Origin of the sequence: Tidjanibacter massiliensis, assembly GCF_900104605.1 — a bacterium.
GTDB lineage: Bacteria > Bacteroidota > Bacteroidia > Bacteroidales > Rikenellaceae > Tidjanibacter > Tidjanibacter inops.
This window is the reverse complement of record NZ_LT629960.1, coordinates 56,168-70,745: the sequence shown is the minus strand read 5'-3', so window position 1 is coordinate 70,745 and position 14,578 is coordinate 56,168. Positions and strand designations below refer to the sequence as shown.

15 protein-coding genes and 1 tRNA gene are annotated in these 14,578 nt (G+C 58.6%); 11 read left to right on the top strand and 5 right to left on the bottom strand.

The window, feature by feature from the left end; all coding sequences use genetic code 11:
- Nucleotides 1-146: 146 nt before the first annotated feature.
- The 3 genes from BQ5361_RS01135 to BQ5361_RS01125 all read right to left on the bottom strand — a co-directional run bounded on the left by BQ5361_RS01135 (nt 147) and on the right by BQ5361_RS01125 (nt 2,649).
- Nucleotides 147-758 (bottom strand): uracil-DNA glycosylase family protein, encoded by a 612-nt coding sequence (locus BQ5361_RS01135; RefSeq protein WP_257526475.1) that lies wholly within the window; start codon nt 756-758, stop codon nt 147-149.
- Between the two features lie 207 nt (nt 759-965).
- Complete coding sequence (locus BQ5361_RS01130; protein WP_022063232.1) at nt 966-2,111, bottom strand: iron-containing alcohol dehydrogenase; 1,146 nt, start codon at nt 2,109-2,111, stop codon at nt 966-968.
- A 25-nt stretch (nt 2,112-2,136) separates the two neighbouring features.
- On the bottom strand, nt 2,137-2,649 hold the full coding sequence (locus tag BQ5361_RS01125; protein ID WP_022063231.1) for a flavin reductase family protein: 513 nt from the start codon (nt 2,647-2,649) through the stop codon (nt 2,137-2,139).
- 323 nt (nt 2,650-2,972) lie between these two features.
- Between BQ5361_RS01125 and BQ5361_RS01120 the strand changes: the two genes are divergently transcribed.
- Together BQ5361_RS01120 and rpsT are read left to right on the top strand one after the other, a co-directional pair.
- Nucleotides 2,973-3,044 (top strand) — tRNA-Glu (locus BQ5361_RS01120).
- Nucleotides 3,045-3,068: 24 nt separating this feature from the next.
- Nucleotides 3,069-3,320 (top strand): 30S ribosomal protein S20, encoded by a 252-nt coding sequence (gene rpsT, locus BQ5361_RS01115; RefSeq protein WP_022063230.1) that lies wholly within the window; start codon nt 3,069-3,071, stop codon nt 3,318-3,320.
- A 212-nt stretch (nt 3,321-3,532) separates the two neighbouring features.
- On the opposite strand, the gene nfo is transcribed toward rpsT, so the two are convergent.
- The gene (nfo, locus tag BQ5361_RS01110) at nt 3,533-4,387 is read right to left on the bottom strand and encodes a deoxyribonuclease IV (protein WP_035473092.1); all 855 of its coding nucleotides are present in this window, start codon (nt 4,385-4,387) and stop codon (nt 3,533-3,535) included.
- Between the two features lie 145 nt (nt 4,388-4,532).
- On the opposite strand from nfo, the gene BQ5361_RS01105 reads away from it, so the two are divergent.
- Nucleotides 4,533-5,537 (top strand): DUF3078 domain-containing protein, encoded by a 1,005-nt coding sequence (locus BQ5361_RS01105; RefSeq protein WP_022063228.1) that lies wholly within the window; start codon nt 4,533-4,535, stop codon nt 5,535-5,537.
- Between the two features lie 39 nt (nt 5,538-5,576).
- Entirely contained in the window at nt 5,577-7,208 is a 1,632-nt protein-coding gene (locus BQ5361_RS01100) for a S41 family peptidase (RefSeq protein ID WP_035472894.1), read from the top strand.
- Nucleotides 7,209-7,288: 80 nt separating this feature from the next.
- Here BQ5361_RS01100 and gpmA read toward each other — a convergent pair whose 3' ends face one another.
- Nucleotides 7,289-8,029 carry a 2,3-diphosphoglycerate-dependent phosphoglycerate mutase gene (gene gpmA / locus BQ5361_RS01095; RefSeq protein WP_022063226.1) on the bottom strand — a complete coding sequence of 247 codons (741 nt, stop codon included), beginning with the start codon at nt 8,027-8,029 and terminating at the stop codon, nt 7,289-7,291.
- 136 nt (nt 8,030-8,165) lie between these two features.
- On the opposite strand from gpmA, the gene BQ5361_RS01090 reads away from it, so the two are divergent.
- The 7 genes from BQ5361_RS01090 to BQ5361_RS01060 all read left to right on the top strand — a co-directional run bounded on the left by BQ5361_RS01090 (nt 8,166) and on the right by BQ5361_RS01060 (nt 14,577).
- Nucleotides 8,166-9,299 (top strand): ABC transporter substrate-binding protein, encoded by a 1,134-nt coding sequence (locus BQ5361_RS01090; protein ID WP_052131038.1) that lies wholly within the window; start codon nt 8,166-8,168, stop codon nt 9,297-9,299.
- Nucleotides 9,300-9,387: 88 nt separating this feature from the next.
- Nucleotides 9,388-10,407 carry a FecCD family ABC transporter permease gene (locus BQ5361_RS01085; RefSeq protein WP_035472900.1) on the top strand — a complete coding sequence of 340 codons (1,020 nt, stop codon included), beginning with the start codon at nt 9,388-9,390 and terminating at the stop codon, nt 10,405-10,407.
- A 2-nt stretch (nt 10,408-10,409) separates the two neighbouring features.
- Entirely contained in the window at nt 10,410-11,192 is a 783-nt protein-coding gene (locus BQ5361_RS01080; protein WP_035472903.1) for an ABC transporter ATP-binding protein, read from the top strand.
- Between the two features lie 100 nt (nt 11,193-11,292).
- The gene (gene ffh / locus BQ5361_RS01075) at nt 11,293-12,612 is read left to right on the top strand and encodes a signal recognition particle protein (protein ID WP_035472906.1); all 1,320 of its coding nucleotides are present in this window, start codon (nt 11,293-11,295) and stop codon (nt 12,610-12,612) included.
- Nucleotides 12,613-12,858: 246 nt separating this feature from the next.
- Entirely contained in the window at nt 12,859-13,209 is a 351-nt protein-coding gene (locus tag BQ5361_RS01070; protein WP_035472909.1) for a hypothetical protein, read from the top strand.
- Nucleotides 13,210-13,251: 42 nt separating this feature from the next.
- On the top strand, nt 13,252-13,722 hold the full coding sequence (locus BQ5361_RS01065; protein ID WP_081976828.1) for a GNAT family N-acetyltransferase: 471 nt from the start codon (nt 13,252-13,254) through the stop codon (nt 13,720-13,722).
- Between the two features lie 492 nt (nt 13,723-14,214).
- Nucleotides 14,215-14,577: a BlaI/MecI/CopY family transcriptional regulator gene (locus tag BQ5361_RS01060; protein WP_022063219.1), complete on the top strand. Its 363-nt coding sequence runs from the start codon at nt 14,215-14,217 to the stop codon at nt 14,575-14,577.
- Nucleotide 14,578 lies beyond the last annotated feature (1 nt).

Below are 14,578 nucleotides of genomic sequence, written 5' to 3'. Positions count from 1 at the left end.
TCTATACCGAATCACAAAAGTATAAAAAATAACTATACGGCAAAACATCCCTTTCCCGAACGGCCGGCATCCTCTCCCCTCCGCTCTCTGGCTTTCCGCTTCCGGCCGAGGTTCCGAGACCCGCCGTCGGCCCCACAAGACGTCTTTCAGGGGACAAGTCCCGTTTCGGCGAACATCTTCCCGTAAACGGCCGCCTTTTCGGCCAACGGTTTGGGATAGGCCCGCGATGTGGAGGGCATACGGTAAAAGCGTACCATGCGGCCCGAAAATTCGAATTCGGAAAAACAGCCCACCGCGGGAGGTTCGCACCCTGCGACTGCAGCCAACGTGTCGGCCGCCTTCTGTCCCGTAGCCGCCACGGCCCGACACGCCGGCAGCCTTTCCAGCATACCGGCCAGGTCGAACGGACGCACCACCTCAAGAAACCTGTCCGACGCATTGCCGCGGGCCCGGACCACTTCGGCCGCAGTATCGGAAAGGGCGATTCCCCGCTCCCGACAGAACGTCTCCACCGCTTCCCGGTCGAAATGCCGTCCGTCCGGAGCGACGAACCGCTCCCGGTCGCCGTAAAACACCAATCCCATCACACGCCACATGTCGTTCTGGAAATTGGGATAGTAGAACTCCATCGACCAGCGCGAACGGGCAGGCGGAAAACTGCCGAGCATCAACAGCCGTGCCCCCTCCGGCAGAAAAGGTTCGAGGGGGTGCGCTTCGGTCATCCGCCCGCTGGCGGCCTCTTTCCCGTCATTAACCATATGATTAAAACTCTCCTTGTTCTTTGTCGGCATCCTTCGCGCTGCAAAAAGAACGAACGACAGCCGGCCAGCTTTTCCGCCGGGCCACGAACCGACGTTTCCGACGAAAGATATCCTACCGGGAGGCAATGTACGCATCTCCTCCCGGCAGGATACCGCGCCGGTGCCCGGCGAATCCCGGTGCTCCGCGGACGGATACCGGAAAATCTACTTCACCTCCTCAAGGATACGGCGGGCCACCGTACCGGTCACGTTATGCCCCTCGCCGAATGCCACGCCCCGCTCATTGAAGCGGCGCTCGATTTCGCATATCGTATCCTCCCCTATCCCGACTTCGTGGAGCCGCGTCTGCAACCCCAGCGAACGGAAAAACCGCTCGGTAGCGTCGATGGTCCGCGTAGCGCGCTCCTCGTCGCTGCCCTCCGTGATACCCCATACGCGCTCGCCGTACTGGAGTATCTTCGCCATCTTCTGGTCACGCAGTACCTTCAGCAGGCCGGGGAAGACGATGGCGAGCGTATGTCCGTGCGTCAGGCCGTTGATGGCCGTCAGCTCGTGCCCGATTTGGTGCGTCGCCCAATCCTCCGTAACCCCCATGGCGATAAACCCGTTGAGTCCCATGGTGGCGCACAGCATGTAATCGGCCATGGTGTCGTAATCGTGCGGCTCTTCCAGTACCCTGGGAGCTATCTCCACCAACGTCTGGAGAATACCCTCGCTCCAACGGTCCATCAGCGGCGACTGCCCCGTCACGGTCATATACTGCTCCATGACATGGATGAAAGTATCCGCCATGCCGGCCGCCCGCTGGTATTTCGGCAGCGAGAAAGTGGTCTGCGGGTCGAGTATCGAAAAACGGGGATAATCCACCTTCATACCGTACTTCTCTTTCGTCTCGATGCTCGATATGACGGCGTTGCGGTTCATCTCCGACGCCGTAGCAGGCAGTGTCATCACATCGCCGAACGGCAGGATTTCCCCGATGAGGCTGCCGTCGCGCACCAAATCCCAGGCATCGCCGTCGTAACGCACGGCAGCCGCTATCAGTTTCGTCCCGTCGAGTACGGAACCGCCTCCGACCGAGAGCAGAAAATCCACCCCCTCGCGCTTGCACTGTGCGACCGCCTTGCGGAGCGTCTCTATTTTGGGATTGGGTTCGATGCCCCAGAACTCGATGTAGTCGCGGCCGGCCAATGCCGCCGTGACCTGTTCGTACACACCGTTCTTCTTCACGCTTCCGCCGCCGAAGGTCACCATGATTTTCACTCCAACAGGTATCTCTGTCGCGAGGCGGGCTATCATCCCCTTGCCGAATATCAGTTTGGTCGGGTTCTGAAAAATGAAGTTCTCCATGCTTTTTCTCCTAAATTAATTACGGTTACTCCCTGACATATACCTTTTCTATGGCACAAATATAGAGATAATGGAAATCTTTTTCAGGATACCACGCGTCTATCAGCTCCTTCTCCAGAAATTCCGCGGGTCCGAACCGGTCGCGGTACATCTTGCGGCACTCCAGCACGATTTCGGCACCGCCGATGCAGGGCGTTCCGGCCGGCGTATGCTCCACGGTCAGTCCCGCCCGGGCAATCTTCTCCTCCGTACGTCCGCTGTGCGCCCCGCAGTAAGCCAGCGCCCGGCGGTACTCCTCCCCCATGAATGACAGGGTAAGCCGCGGCTCGGCATCCACGAACTCCCTCGTATAACGCTGCGGCCTGATGTAAACGGTCGCAGCCGGCTGCCCCCATATCACACCGATACCGCCCCAGCTGGCCGTCATGGTATTGCACTGCTCCCCGCTGCCGGCCGTAACGAGCATCCACTGCCGGCCTATCATTTCGATTACATTACCGGGCATCCTATCGGCCGGTATCTCCTTATAACCTTTCATAATTCCTCCTTTTTTAATCGATACGGCGACCGGGCACCCGTCCGTTCCGAACCGTTCCGCCGCATGTCGTCGGGACTCCGGCCATTGACAGAACGCTTTCCCGCCGGTACGACATACGCGCGCCGCCGTTTTTGTCTGAAAACGAATTTTCACGGGCAAACAGCTTGCCGTACCCGCTTCCGTACCGCATTTAATTGCCTATTCAAAGATAAACCATTTACACTCTGCGGGAAGCGCTCTCACCGATTTTTTTTTGAAAATATTTGCACCTAACGCTTTTTTACCTATCTTTGCACCGCGAAAGTTTCAGACGACCTTTCCACGGCCCATTCGTCTATCGGCTAGGACGCAAGATTTTCATTCTTGAAAGAGGAGTTCGATTCTCCTATGGGCTACAAAGTTAAAAACAGCAACAAGACATGGCAAATCATAAATCGTCACAAAAGAGGATTCGTCAGACCGAAGCGCACAGGCTTCAGAACAGATATTATCACAAGACAACCCGCAATGCCGTGAAGGCACTGCGCAACACGACGGACAAGGCCGCTGCCGAAGCACTCCTGCCGAAAGTAAGCGCCATGCTCGACAAGCTCGCCAAGAGGAATGTCATCCATGCCAACAAGGCCGGCAACCTCAAAAGCAGCATCCAGAAGCACGTAAACGCATTGTAAGCCGCAGAGGCCGCACGCCGTATGCGCAAAAATACAGGGTATGCAACATTGCATACCCTTTTTGCATTATGGCTACCCCGCCCTTCCGGAACGGCCCATACCGACCGCCATTTGCATATCCGTAACCTTCCACGATACGCTGCACCGTCCGCCTTCGCGGCGCGAAGGCACTGTTTCTGCCGGTCGCAACCGTTTTCGGACGAAGAGCCGGGTCACTCCCTGCCGTCTGCGAAGCCGTAGAGCATGGCTATCTCGGCAGGCCACCGCTCCTCCACGGGGGTTTCGAGTATCAGCGGCATACCGTCGAAACGGGAATCGGCCGCAATATAGCGGAACGCTTCGAGCCCTATCGTACCCTCGCCCAACGGCGCATGGCGGTCCACACGGCTGCCGAGCGGCTTCATGGCATCGTTGAGGTGCATGCCTCTCAGGTATTTCATTGGAACCGTCCGGTCGAGCAGCGCGAACGTGGCGTCGCAAGCCGCGGCGGACGAGAGGTCGTACCCGGCTGCAAAAGCATGGCAGGTGTCGATACAATACCCCACCCGCGACTTGTCCTCCACCCGGTCGATGATATAGGCAAGGTGCCCGAAATCAAAGCCGACATTGGAACCCTGTCCGGCGGTATTCTCTATGACGGCCGTCACTCCTTCCGTCTGCTCCAACGCGATATTGATACTCTCGGCTACCCGGTCAAGACACTCCTCCACGGTTATCTGTCCCAGATGACTGCCGGGGTGGAAGTTGAGCCGGTCGAGGCCGAGCTGGCCGCAGCGACGCATCTCGTCAACGAAAGCCTCCCGCGACTTCTGCAATTCGTCTTTTCCCGGATGTCCGAGATTTATCAGGTAACTGTCATGGGGCAGTATCGCCTGCGGAAGATAGCCGTTCTCGCGGCAGGCCCGGCGAAAAGCCTCGATGGTTTCCGGTTCGAGAGGGGCCGCACGCCACTGGCGCTGGTTCTTGGTAAAGAGGGCGAAACCTCCCGCCCCTATTCCATGGGCATTCACGGGAGCGTTCTGTACGCCGCCCGAAGCGCTCACATGTGCTCCGAAATACTTTTTCATTCCGTTTTCCATTCTACGGCAAATATAACACAATCCGGCGAACCGCAGACCGTCGGCCCGGCAGAAGTGTATGCTTTCAGCGAAAGGCACATACCGTTCAATGCTTTTTTTGTACATTTGCATCACGAGAAAACCGCGCATGGCGATGAAAACAGGTCTGCCGATAAATACATTGCTGAAAGCCCTCTGCATAACCGCGTGCTGCACCATGTTGGGAACGGGCACCTGCCATGCGCAGTTCACTATCCGAAAATCCGCGGCCGAAACCCAGGAACCTCCCAGGGTCTTCGACCGGCTTCCTGCCGTACAGCCCCGGAATGACTATTTCGACCCCGCGGCCGAACGGGCAAAACGGCTCAAACTTCGCAAAGAACGCAATACAATAGAGTTCAATGCCTCGCTCGAAACCTCACTGCAACAGTTCGAACACTGGACGGGCAGCGGGAGCAACAACTTCTATGCACTCGCCAACATCTTTTTCCGGCATCAATACAAAAAGGAGAAGTTATCGATAGACTACCGGGCGGACGCCACCTACGGCATGAACTTCATCGACGACGCCTTTTTCAAGAACAAGGACGAATTCAAAATCAACTGGCAGCTGGGCTGGGAGATGCACCGCAACTGGTCTTACTCCGCCTCGATAAATATCCGCAGCCAGTTCTCGCAGGGATACAAGTCGCGCACGGAACACATCCTCGTCTCGGACTTCATGTCGCCCGGCTATTTCGACATCGCCGCGGGTTTCACCTACGCCAAGGCGGGCAGTCCCTTCAAGATAACGCTCTCGCCCCTGGGCGGCAACATCGTCACCGTACTCAACGACATGCTTCCCGAAGACGGCCGCTACGGCGTACCTGTCGGCGAACGGGTCACCGGAAAACTCGGTTACTCGGCCGATGTCTTCTTCGACCGGGCGTTCGGAAAGAAGGAGTGGCTACGCTACCGCTCCGACCTCTATTTCTTTCTCCCCTACACCGAACCGGACAATCCCACGGTCAGGTGGGAGAACACGTTCGAGATAAGGATAACCAAATTCATCTCCACCAAACTTTACGGACAGCTCTACTACCGCAAGGAGGACAGTACGGCACTCCAGTACCAATACTCGTTCATGATAGGGCTGAAATACGTATTCAGGAACAAATAACCGTTCCGGCGGCAACCGGACGAAAACCGAAAGCAAACCATGGAAAAGAATTCGAAAGGCAGCATACTCACCCCCATTCTCCTGTCGGCAGCGCTCGTACTGGGCGTGGTGATAGGTCTCTTCGCCGGCCGCAACAGCGTGGACAGGAGGCTGCGCAGTCTGGCCGGCGAACTCGATTCGCCGGGCGGCAAGATAAGTTACGCCCTCTCGCTGATAGACCGCTACTACGTGGACCCGGTAAGTACCGACTCGCTCGTGGAGGCGCTGATGCCCGACCTCATGTGGTACCTCGACCCCCACTCGGTCTATATCCCCGCCTCGGAACTGGCCGAGGTAAACATGCCGCTCGAAGGGGAATTCGACGGCATAGGCATCACGTTCAACATGTCCACCGATACCATCATCGTCCTGAATGTCATTCCGCAGGGGCCGAGCCAGAAGGCGGGCGTACAGAACGGCGACCGGATAATCCGCATCGACGACTCGCTCGTGGCCGGACGGAAACTTCCGATGGACGACGTGATGAAGATGCTGCGCGGACCGCGCGGTACGCAGGTAACGGTATCCGTCCAGCGCAAGGGAATAGATGACCTCGTTCCCATCGCCATCGTGCGCGACAAGATACCGGTGAAAAGCGTGGATGCCGCCTACATGCTCACTCCCGACATCGGTTTCCTGCGCATCACCACCTTCTCGCAGTACACCCACGACGAAATGGTACGCGCCCTCGGCGAACTCCGCCGGGAAGGGATGCGCAAACTGATAATCGACCTGCGCGGCAATACGGGCGGTTACCTTGGACAACCCATCCGCATGGCGAACGAATTCCTCGCCGACGGCAGACTCATCGTCTATACGGAAGACCGCAACGGCGACCGAATGGAGGAGTACAGCGACGGGAAAGGGGGCTATCAGGATGTGGAGTTGGCCGTGCTCATCGACGAGAACAGCGCCTCCTCGAGCGAGATATTCGCCGGGGCTCTGCAGGACAACGACCGCGCCACGATAATCGGCCGCCGCTCCTACGGAAAGGGGCTCGTCCAGCAACAGATACCATTTACGGACGGTTCGGCCATCCGGCTGACCACGGCCCGCTACTACACGCCCACGGGCCGCTCCATCCAGAAGCCCTACACATCCGCCGACAGCACGTACGGATACGACATCTACAATCGTTACCTGCACAACGAACTCTTCTCGGCAGACAGCATCCACTTCGACGACAGTCTGAAGTTCGTGACGCCCGGCGGCAAGACGGTCTACGGCGGCGGGGGCATCATGCCCGACCTTTTCGTTCCGCTCGACACCACGGAAATGACGCCCTATTACATGGAGGTAGCCGGACGAAACATCCTCTACCGCTATACCATGGAGTATGCCGACCGCAACCGGGAAAAGATTAATGCCGTAGAGAGCATCGCACAGCTCGACAGTCTGCTCGACGCCGACACGGGAATGTTCGACGACTTCGTCCGTTATGCCGAACGCAACGGCGTGGCCCCCGACCGGTGCCAGATACGCCAATCCGAGCGGCTGCTCCGGGCTCTTCTACGAGCCTACATCGGGCGCAATACCCCGCTGGAGGAGACCGGATTCTACGCCAACTATTACGTAGTGGACGCACCGGTACTGAAAGCCCTCGAAGTGTTCGGCGAGCCGCACCGGGAGTAACCGCAGAGAGGGTTTCCAAGGAAAGCGGAGGAGGCCGATGCCTCCTCCGCTTTCCTTGGAAACCCGTCGCGGCCTGCCCGTCAGCCCGCCTGCCCGGCCACCTGTTCCATCATCCGTCTGATTTCTTCCTCATCGCCGAGGAAATAGTCGCGGCGCAGGCGCAATGCATCGTCGAATTCGAATACGTAAGGAATCCCTGTCGGCAGATTAAGGTTCACGATATCCTCGTCGGATATTCCCTTCAGTATTTTCACTATCGCCCGGAGCGAATTGCCGTGGGCCGCCACCAGCACCTGGTCGTACCGGTCGAGCGAAGCGAGAATGCAGTTCTCCCAATAGGGTACAACACGCTCCACGGTATCCTCCAGCGATTCGGTACGCGGCAGCATCCCGGCCGGCACCTCGCTGTAACGGACATCGAACCGGGGATTGCGGGGGTCGTTGTCGGGGAGCGGGTCGGGTGCGACATCGTAACTGCGGCGCCACAGGAACACCTGTTCGCTGCCGTACTTGCGGGCCGTCTCCTTTTTATTGAGCCCCTGCAGGATACCGTAGTGCTTCTCGTTCAGCTGCCAGCTCTTCTCCACGGGAATCCAGTCGAGGTTCATCATATCGAGTGCATAATTGAGCGTCTTGACGGCGCGTTTTAGATAGGAGGTGAACGCCATTCCGAAACTGAGGCCGGCCTCGCTCATCATGCGGCCCGCCCTTTTGGCCTCTTCCACCCCGTTTTCCGTCAGGTCCACATCGGTCCAGCCCGTAAACCTGTTCTCCTTGTTCCAAACGCTCTCGCCGTGGCGGAGCAAAACTATCCTTTTCATATTCGCTGCAATTCAAACCCCGGCGGAGACCGGAGCAAATCCCGTCAGAGAGTTGCATCTTTAATGCCATACGAAGAGGGCACGCCGAAAAAAGTGCTAATTTTGTTCCTCGATGAGACAAACGACGAAAATCCGAATGTTGCCGGCCGTATGGGCGGCAACACTTCTGCTCTGCGGCTGTGCAGAGACTTCGACCGTCCGCCTCTCCGGTGAAGAGGCATATGTTCCCCGTCATGCGGAGGGCTATTCGATATACGCGACCGACGGAGCGTCCACCGTCATCGAAATCCGCAACCCGTGGCAGGGGGGCGACAGCGTCCGGACCCAGCTTTTCGTCTCGCGCGGGAACGAACTTCCGCCCGAAGGGTTCGACGGCGTAACGGTCGCGGCACCCGTGCAGCGAGCCGTATGCTTCTCCTCGACACACGTCGCCTTCCTCGACGCGCTGGATGCGACGGACGCCATACGGGGCGTATCGGGGGCCGAATACATCTCCAACAAAAAAGTGCGCGAACGTTACCGGGAGGGCGACATACGCGACGTGGGATACGACACCAATGTCAATTACGAACTGCTGGCGAGCCTGCGGCCCGACATCGTATTCATCTACGGCGTAGGAGGAGAGAACACCGCCGTGACCGACAAATTCCGCGAACTGCACATCCCGTTCGTCTACATCGGAGAATATATGGAGACCACGCCGCTTGGCAAGGCGGAATGGCTCGTCCCCTTCGGCGAACTCACCGACCGAAGGGAGGAGGCCGCCGCACTCTTTACGGACATCGAGACACGGTACGATTCGCTGCGGATGCGGGCGGCCGCCTTCGCCGAACGTCCCTCGGTCATGCTGAACGCCCCCTACCGCGACGTATGGTTCGTGCCGGGCGACCGGAGCTACATGGTACGGCTCATCGAGGATGCGGGCGGCCGCTACATTTTCGCCGGGGAGGAAAGTTCTGTCAGCCGGCCCATAAGCGGCGAGGCCGCCTATCTGGCCGCACGGCAGGCCGATGTCTGGCTGAATCCCAACCAGGCAGGGAACATCGGCGAACTCAAGACACAGAATCCTAAATTCACCGACATCCGCTGCGTGGAACAGCGGCGCGTTTACAACTGTACGCGCAGGAAGACTCCGGGCGGAGGAAGCGACTTCTGGGAGTCGGGAGCGCTGCACGCCGACCGCGTACTGCGGGATATCATCCTCTGCCTGCACCCCGAAGCGGCCGTACCGGACGAAGAGGGCATGTATTACTTCGAACGGCTCGAATAGTCCCGTCAAGGCGTCCGGGAGGCCCTCGGCGCCCGTGTCAGGGCAGAACGAACAGCGAAGCAACCACACTTACAGAACCGCACGGACATTGAAAAGGAGAACCGCCATACTGATGCCGGCCGTCACCATGCTGACGGTGCTGCTGCTGCTGGCCGACATGGCCGTCGGTTCCACATCCATTCCGCTGAAGGAGCTGTGGCGCAGCCTGACGGGAAACGGTTCGGACGAAAGTATCCGCTACATCATCCTGAATTTCCGTATTCCCAAAGCGGTGACGGCGCTCCTTTCGGGCGCAGCGCTCTCGGCCGTCGGACTGCAGATGCAGACCCTCTTCCGCAATCCGCTGGCAGGCCCCTATGTCCTCGGCGTCAGTTCCGGCGCAAGCCTCGGCGTGGCGCTCTTCACACTCGGAATGCCCTTGCTGGGCATCTCCGCCTCGTCGGTCTGGTGGGGAGGCATCGGCGCAGTAGGCGCCGCATGGGTGGGAGCAGCCACCATCCTGCTCATCATCATGGCCGTCACCACCCGCATCAAAGATATCATGGCGATACTCATCATGGGCATGATGTTCGGGAGCGCCGCCACCGCAATCGTCGAGATACTTCAATACATGAGCCCCGAAGGGGCCGTGAAATCCTATGTGGTATGGACGATGGGAAGCCTCGGAGGGGTGCTGCTCTCCGAACTGCGGATACTCGTCCCCGTCCTCGCCGCGGGACTCGCCCTCTCCGTATCGCTTATCAAGCCGCTCAACATGCTGCTGCTAGGCGAGAACTACGCCCGCACCATGGGACTCGACATCCGGGCCACGCGGCTCCGCATCTTCGCATCGACCATCCTCCTGGCCGGAACAGTGACCGCCTACTGCGGCCCCATCAGCTTTCTGGGTCTCGCCGTACCGCACATCGTCCGCATGGCCTTCCGGGAGGCCGACCACCGCATCCTCATGCCTGCCTCGATGGTCTGCGGCGGCGGCATCATGCTGCTGTGCGACCTGGCCTCGCAGCTGCCGTCCTCCGACATGACGCTGCCGATAAACACCGTTACCGCCTTCATCGGCATCCCCGTTGTCATCGCGGTGATATTCCGCACACGCAAAAACGCCTGAAGATGGAGTACGAAAGGATAAATACCGTACAGCTCCACGGCCTCACGCTCGGTTACCGCGACCGGGTGCTCTTCACGGATGCCGGCATCGGGTTCGGCTGGGGGGAGTTCACCGCCCTTATCGGTCGGAACGGTACGGGCAAAAGCACCCTGTTGCGCACCATCGCCGGGCTTTCCAAACCGCTGGCGGGCCACATCACCGTCAACGGACTAAGGACGGACGAAATGTCGCGGCGCGAGATAGCGGCCACGATTGCCTTCGTCTCCACCGAGGAGGTGAAGGTGGAAAACCTGAAGGTATCGGACGTCGTAGCACTGGGCCGCGCCCCCTATACCAACTGGGTAGGTTCGCTGACCGAAAACGACCGAGCGAAGGTAACGCACGCGCTCGCGCTCGTCGGGATGCAGGAGTTCTCCGCCAAGGGCATCGACACGCTCAGCGACGGTGAGAGGCAACGGGTGATGATAGCACGCGCCCTCGCGCAGGACACCCCCATCATCCTGCTTGACGAACCGACCGCATTCCTCGACCTGCCCAACAAATACGAAATCGGCCTACTCCTGCGCCGCCTCGCCCACGATGAAGGAAAATGCATCGTCTTCTCGACGCACGACCTGGCCATCGCACTGGAACTGTGCGACACAATAGCCCTGCTCGAAGGAGGACGGTTCCATTACGGCACGACCGACATGCTCGTCGAAAGCGGCGACCTGGGCAGGCTGTTCCGGGACACCGCCCTGACATTCGACCCGGATACCCGCAGCGTCAGGCTCCACGGCGAATAGCAAGCCTTCCTCACCGGCCTGCCCCCCCCCGGCGGGGTTTTCATATTTGCGGGGAAATCGCTACATTTGCAGGCTACGAAACAAACAACACGGATAAACCATGTTCGAGAACTTAACCGACAGGCTGGAGAGGTCTTTCAAGATACTGAAGGGCGAAGGACGGATTACCGAAATCAACGTTGCCGAAACGCTCAAGGAGATACGCCGCGCGCTCATCGACGCCGACGTGAACTATAAGGTAGCCAAGACCTTCACCGACGAGGTAAAGCAGAAGGCCCTCGGCGCCAACGTGCTGACCGCCGTCAAGCCGGGGCAGATGATGACCAAGATAGTCCGTGACGAACTTGCCCTGCTCATGGGCGGTACGGCCTCGGACATCAATCTCGACGGCCGACCGGCCGTCATCCTCATCGCCGGCCTGCAGGGTTCCGGTAAGACCACCTTCTCCGGCAAGCTCGCCAACCTGCTGAAGAGCAAGCGAAGCCGCAGCGTCCTGCTCGTCGCGGGCGACGTCTACCGGCCTGCAGCCATCGAACAGCTGAAGATACTCGGCCAGCAGGTAGGCGTGGAGGTCTACACCGAAGAGGGCAACAAGAACCCGGTGGAGATAGCGGAGAACGCCATAAAATATGCCCGTGGCAAGAACATCAACACCGTCATCGTCGATACGGCCGGCCGCCTGGCGGTGGACGAAGCGATGATGGAGGAGATAGCGGCCGTCAAGAGAGCCGTCAAGCCCTCCGAGACCCTCTTCGTGGTGGATGCCATGACGGGACAGGATGCCGTGAACACTGCCAGAGAGTTCAACGAACGACTGGATTACGACGGCGTGGTGCTCACGAAGCTCGACGGCGACACCCGCGGCGGTGCAGCCATCTCCATCCGTTCGGTGGTCAACAAACCGCTGAAGTTCATCTCGTCGGGCGAAAAGATGGATGCCCTCCAAGTATTCCATCCGGAACGCATGGCCGACCGTATTCTCGGTATGGGCGATATCGTGTCGTTCGTGGAACGCGCCCAGGAGCAGTACGACGAGGAGGATGCCCGCCGGCTGAAAAAGAAGATTGTCAAGAACCAGTTCGACTTCAACGATTTCCTCGACCAGATAGCCCAAATCAAGAAGATGGGCAACATGAAGGACCTGATGGGCATGATACCCGGTGTCGGCAAGGCCATCAGAGACATCGAGATTTCGGACGACATGTTCAAGCAGACCGAGGCCATCATCCACTCGATGACACCCGCCGAACGCAGCAATCCGGAAATCATCAACCCCAGCCGCAAGGAACGCATCGCCAAAGGGAGCGGAACGACGCTTGCCGAGGTAAACAAGCTGCTCAAACAGTTCGACCAGACGCGCAAGGTGATGAAGTCCGTCGCCACGATGAAGCCGGGTATGGCCAAAGGGCGCCGCAAGTAATCCGTACACGGAAGCCCGCCTGCCGCCGCACGGCGGAGTGCTGTACACACAACCCAACAGAACAATTCTCCATGGCGATATCGCCATGGAGAATTGTTCTATGAAGGCCGTTCCATCGGGCCGCAAGCTTCCGGCGAAAACCGCCGTTTCCGTCAAAAACGCCTCCGCAGGTATCCTGAATCTGCGATAATTTGCTACTTTTGCCATAAAGGGAAGGGCACGATGCCTTCCGTAAAAAGAGAGTCCATGCAATTGACGGAAGAAGAACTGTTGGTGGAATCGGATGAAGACCTCGAGATAGGGGCGTCGCTTTCGGTCGGTCTCGACGACCGCAACCGCATGGTCGTTCAACTGGAGTACGTGTATTACGACGACCATCGGAGAGACAACACCCTGTATGCCCTCCTTGACCAGGAGGAGACGACAACGCTGGCGGACAGGCTGCACGTTTCGACCGCCGAGCTGCCGGCAACGCTGCGCAAGCATTTCGACGACCATCCCGTCCTTCCGCCTCCCTCCTATGTGAAAGGCCAGTTCAAAGAGGTACTCGATTTCCTCATCGACTGCGGCGCCCGCTACCGTCTGTACGAGACATAACGGTCCCTTACCGGCCACACCCATTCGATATTCGCAATAACTATGACAGACAAAAAAGAACGACCCGCACACGACGCATACGACATCGTCCCGGCCAAAGCGGCCGACTATCCGATGCTGGTCGACATTTGGGAGGCATCGGTCCGGGCGACGCACACGTTCCTCGCCGAAGCAGACCTGCAACGGCTCCGCAGCCGACTCGCTACGGACTATTTTCCCGCCGTCGAACTCCACATGCTTCTCACCGACGGCCGACCTGTCGGATTCGCCGGCCTGTCGGGCGACAACCTCGAAATGCTCTTCGTACATCCCGACTTTTTCGGCCGCGGACTGGGACGGGCATTGCTCTCCTTCGCCATCCGCGAAAAGGGGGTGACACGAGTGGATGTCAATGAACAGAACAAACGGGCGGAGGGCTTCTACCGGGCACACGGCTTCCGCACGACCTCGCGCGACGAAACCGACGCCGACGGACTTCCCTACCCCATCCTGCACATGGCCCTGCGGCAGTAGCCGCAGTCCCCCGGCCGCACACCCTCTGTTCTCCGGCGGCCGGCAAAGAGTTCCCGCCGCAACCGAAAAAACCGGATTCCGTGTACTCCGGTACATGCACCGTTACCGACACATATCCCCGAAGCCGCCCCTCCGGTCATTCCGGCACCGGACTGCAAACGGCAAAAACCCGCTCCGCCGTATCAATCTCCCGAAAATACGTTACCCTCTTCCGGTCTCCTGGTCGCACAAGGAGGACAACCCCGGCAATTAAACCGCTCGCCAACAGTATGTTCCATACATGAACCCGCATGGCACGACCGTTCCTTTCAAAGGAAAACTAAAAAATATAGTTTAAAAACTAAACATATTAGTTGCACACAAAATTCTTTTAGTTATCTTTGTTCCATACGACCGGGAACACCCGGGCTACCGGATTTCGACCGCATGAATTCCGGGGACAGGCCATCCGCCGGATACCGCTCCCGGCAAACCGCAAAACGACGCACAACCATGGAAAAACTGACACGCAGAGAAGAAGAAATCATGACCCGTTTCTGGGAACGGGGCGCCTTGTTCGTCAAAGAGCTGCAAGAGCTTTATGCCGAACCGAAGCCCCATTTCAATACGCTCTCCACCATGGTACGGGGGCTCGAAGCCAAAGGGTTCCTCTCTCACCGCGCCTACGGCAATACCTATCAATACTACCCGCTCGTCACCGAGGAACAGTTTCGCAGCGGCACGCTCCGGGGCGTCATCAGCAAATACTTTCACGACTCCTACTTAAACGCCGTATCGACCCTCGTCCGCGAGGAGAAAATCTCCGTGGAAGAACTGCGGGAACTGATAGAAAGAATAGAAAAAGGAAAGGAATAGC

Bases quoted from the DNA above. Each gene is read 5' to 3' on its own strand.
- nfo (WP_035473092.1), bottom strand. From the start codon at position 4,387: ATGAAAAAGTATTTCGGAGCACATGTGAGCGCTTCGGGCGGCGTACAG.
- rpsT (WP_022063230.1), top strand. From the start codon at position 3,069: ATGGCAAATCATAAATCGTCACAAAAGAGGATTCGTCAGACCGAAGCG.
- ffh (WP_035472906.1), top strand. From the start codon at position 11,293: ATGTTCGAGAACTTAACCGACAGGCTGGAGAGGTCTTTCAAGATACTG.
- BQ5361_RS01070 (WP_035472909.1), top strand. From the start codon at position 12,859: ATGCAATTGACGGAAGAAGAACTGTTGGTGGAATCGGATGAAGACCTC.
- BQ5361_RS01090 (WP_052131038.1), top strand. From the start codon at position 8,166: ATGTTGCCGGCCGTATGGGCGGCAACACTTCTGCTCTGCGGCTGTGCA.
- BQ5361_RS01135 (WP_257526475.1), bottom strand. From the start codon at position 758: ATGGTTAATGACGGGAAAGAGGCCGCCAGCGGGCGGATGACCGAAGCG.
- BQ5361_RS01130 (WP_022063232.1), bottom strand. From the start codon at position 2,111: ATGGAGAACTTCATTTTTCAGAACCCGACCAAACTGATATTCGGCAAG.
- BQ5361_RS01105 (WP_022063228.1), top strand. From the start codon at position 4,533: ATGAAAACAGGTCTGCCGATAAATACATTGCTGAAAGCCCTCTGCATA.
- gpmA (WP_022063226.1), bottom strand. From the start codon at position 8,029: ATGAAAAGGATAGTTTTGCTCCGCCACGGCGAGAGCGTTTGGAACAAG.
- BQ5361_RS01100 (WP_035472894.1), top strand. From the start codon at position 5,577: ATGGAAAAGAATTCGAAAGGCAGCATACTCACCCCCATTCTCCTGTCG.
- BQ5361_RS01080 (WP_035472903.1), top strand. From the start codon at position 10,410: ATGGAGTACGAAAGGATAAATACCGTACAGCTCCACGGCCTCACGCTC.
- BQ5361_RS01065 (WP_081976828.1), top strand. From the start codon at position 13,252: ATGACAGACAAAAAAGAACGACCCGCACACGACGCATACGACATCGTC.
- BQ5361_RS01060 (WP_022063219.1), top strand. From the start codon at position 14,215: ATGGAAAAACTGACACGCAGAGAAGAAGAAATCATGACCCGTTTCTGG.
- BQ5361_RS01125 (WP_022063231.1), bottom strand. From the start codon at position 2,649: ATGAAAGGTTATAAGGAGATACCGGCCGATAGGATGCCCGGTAATGTA.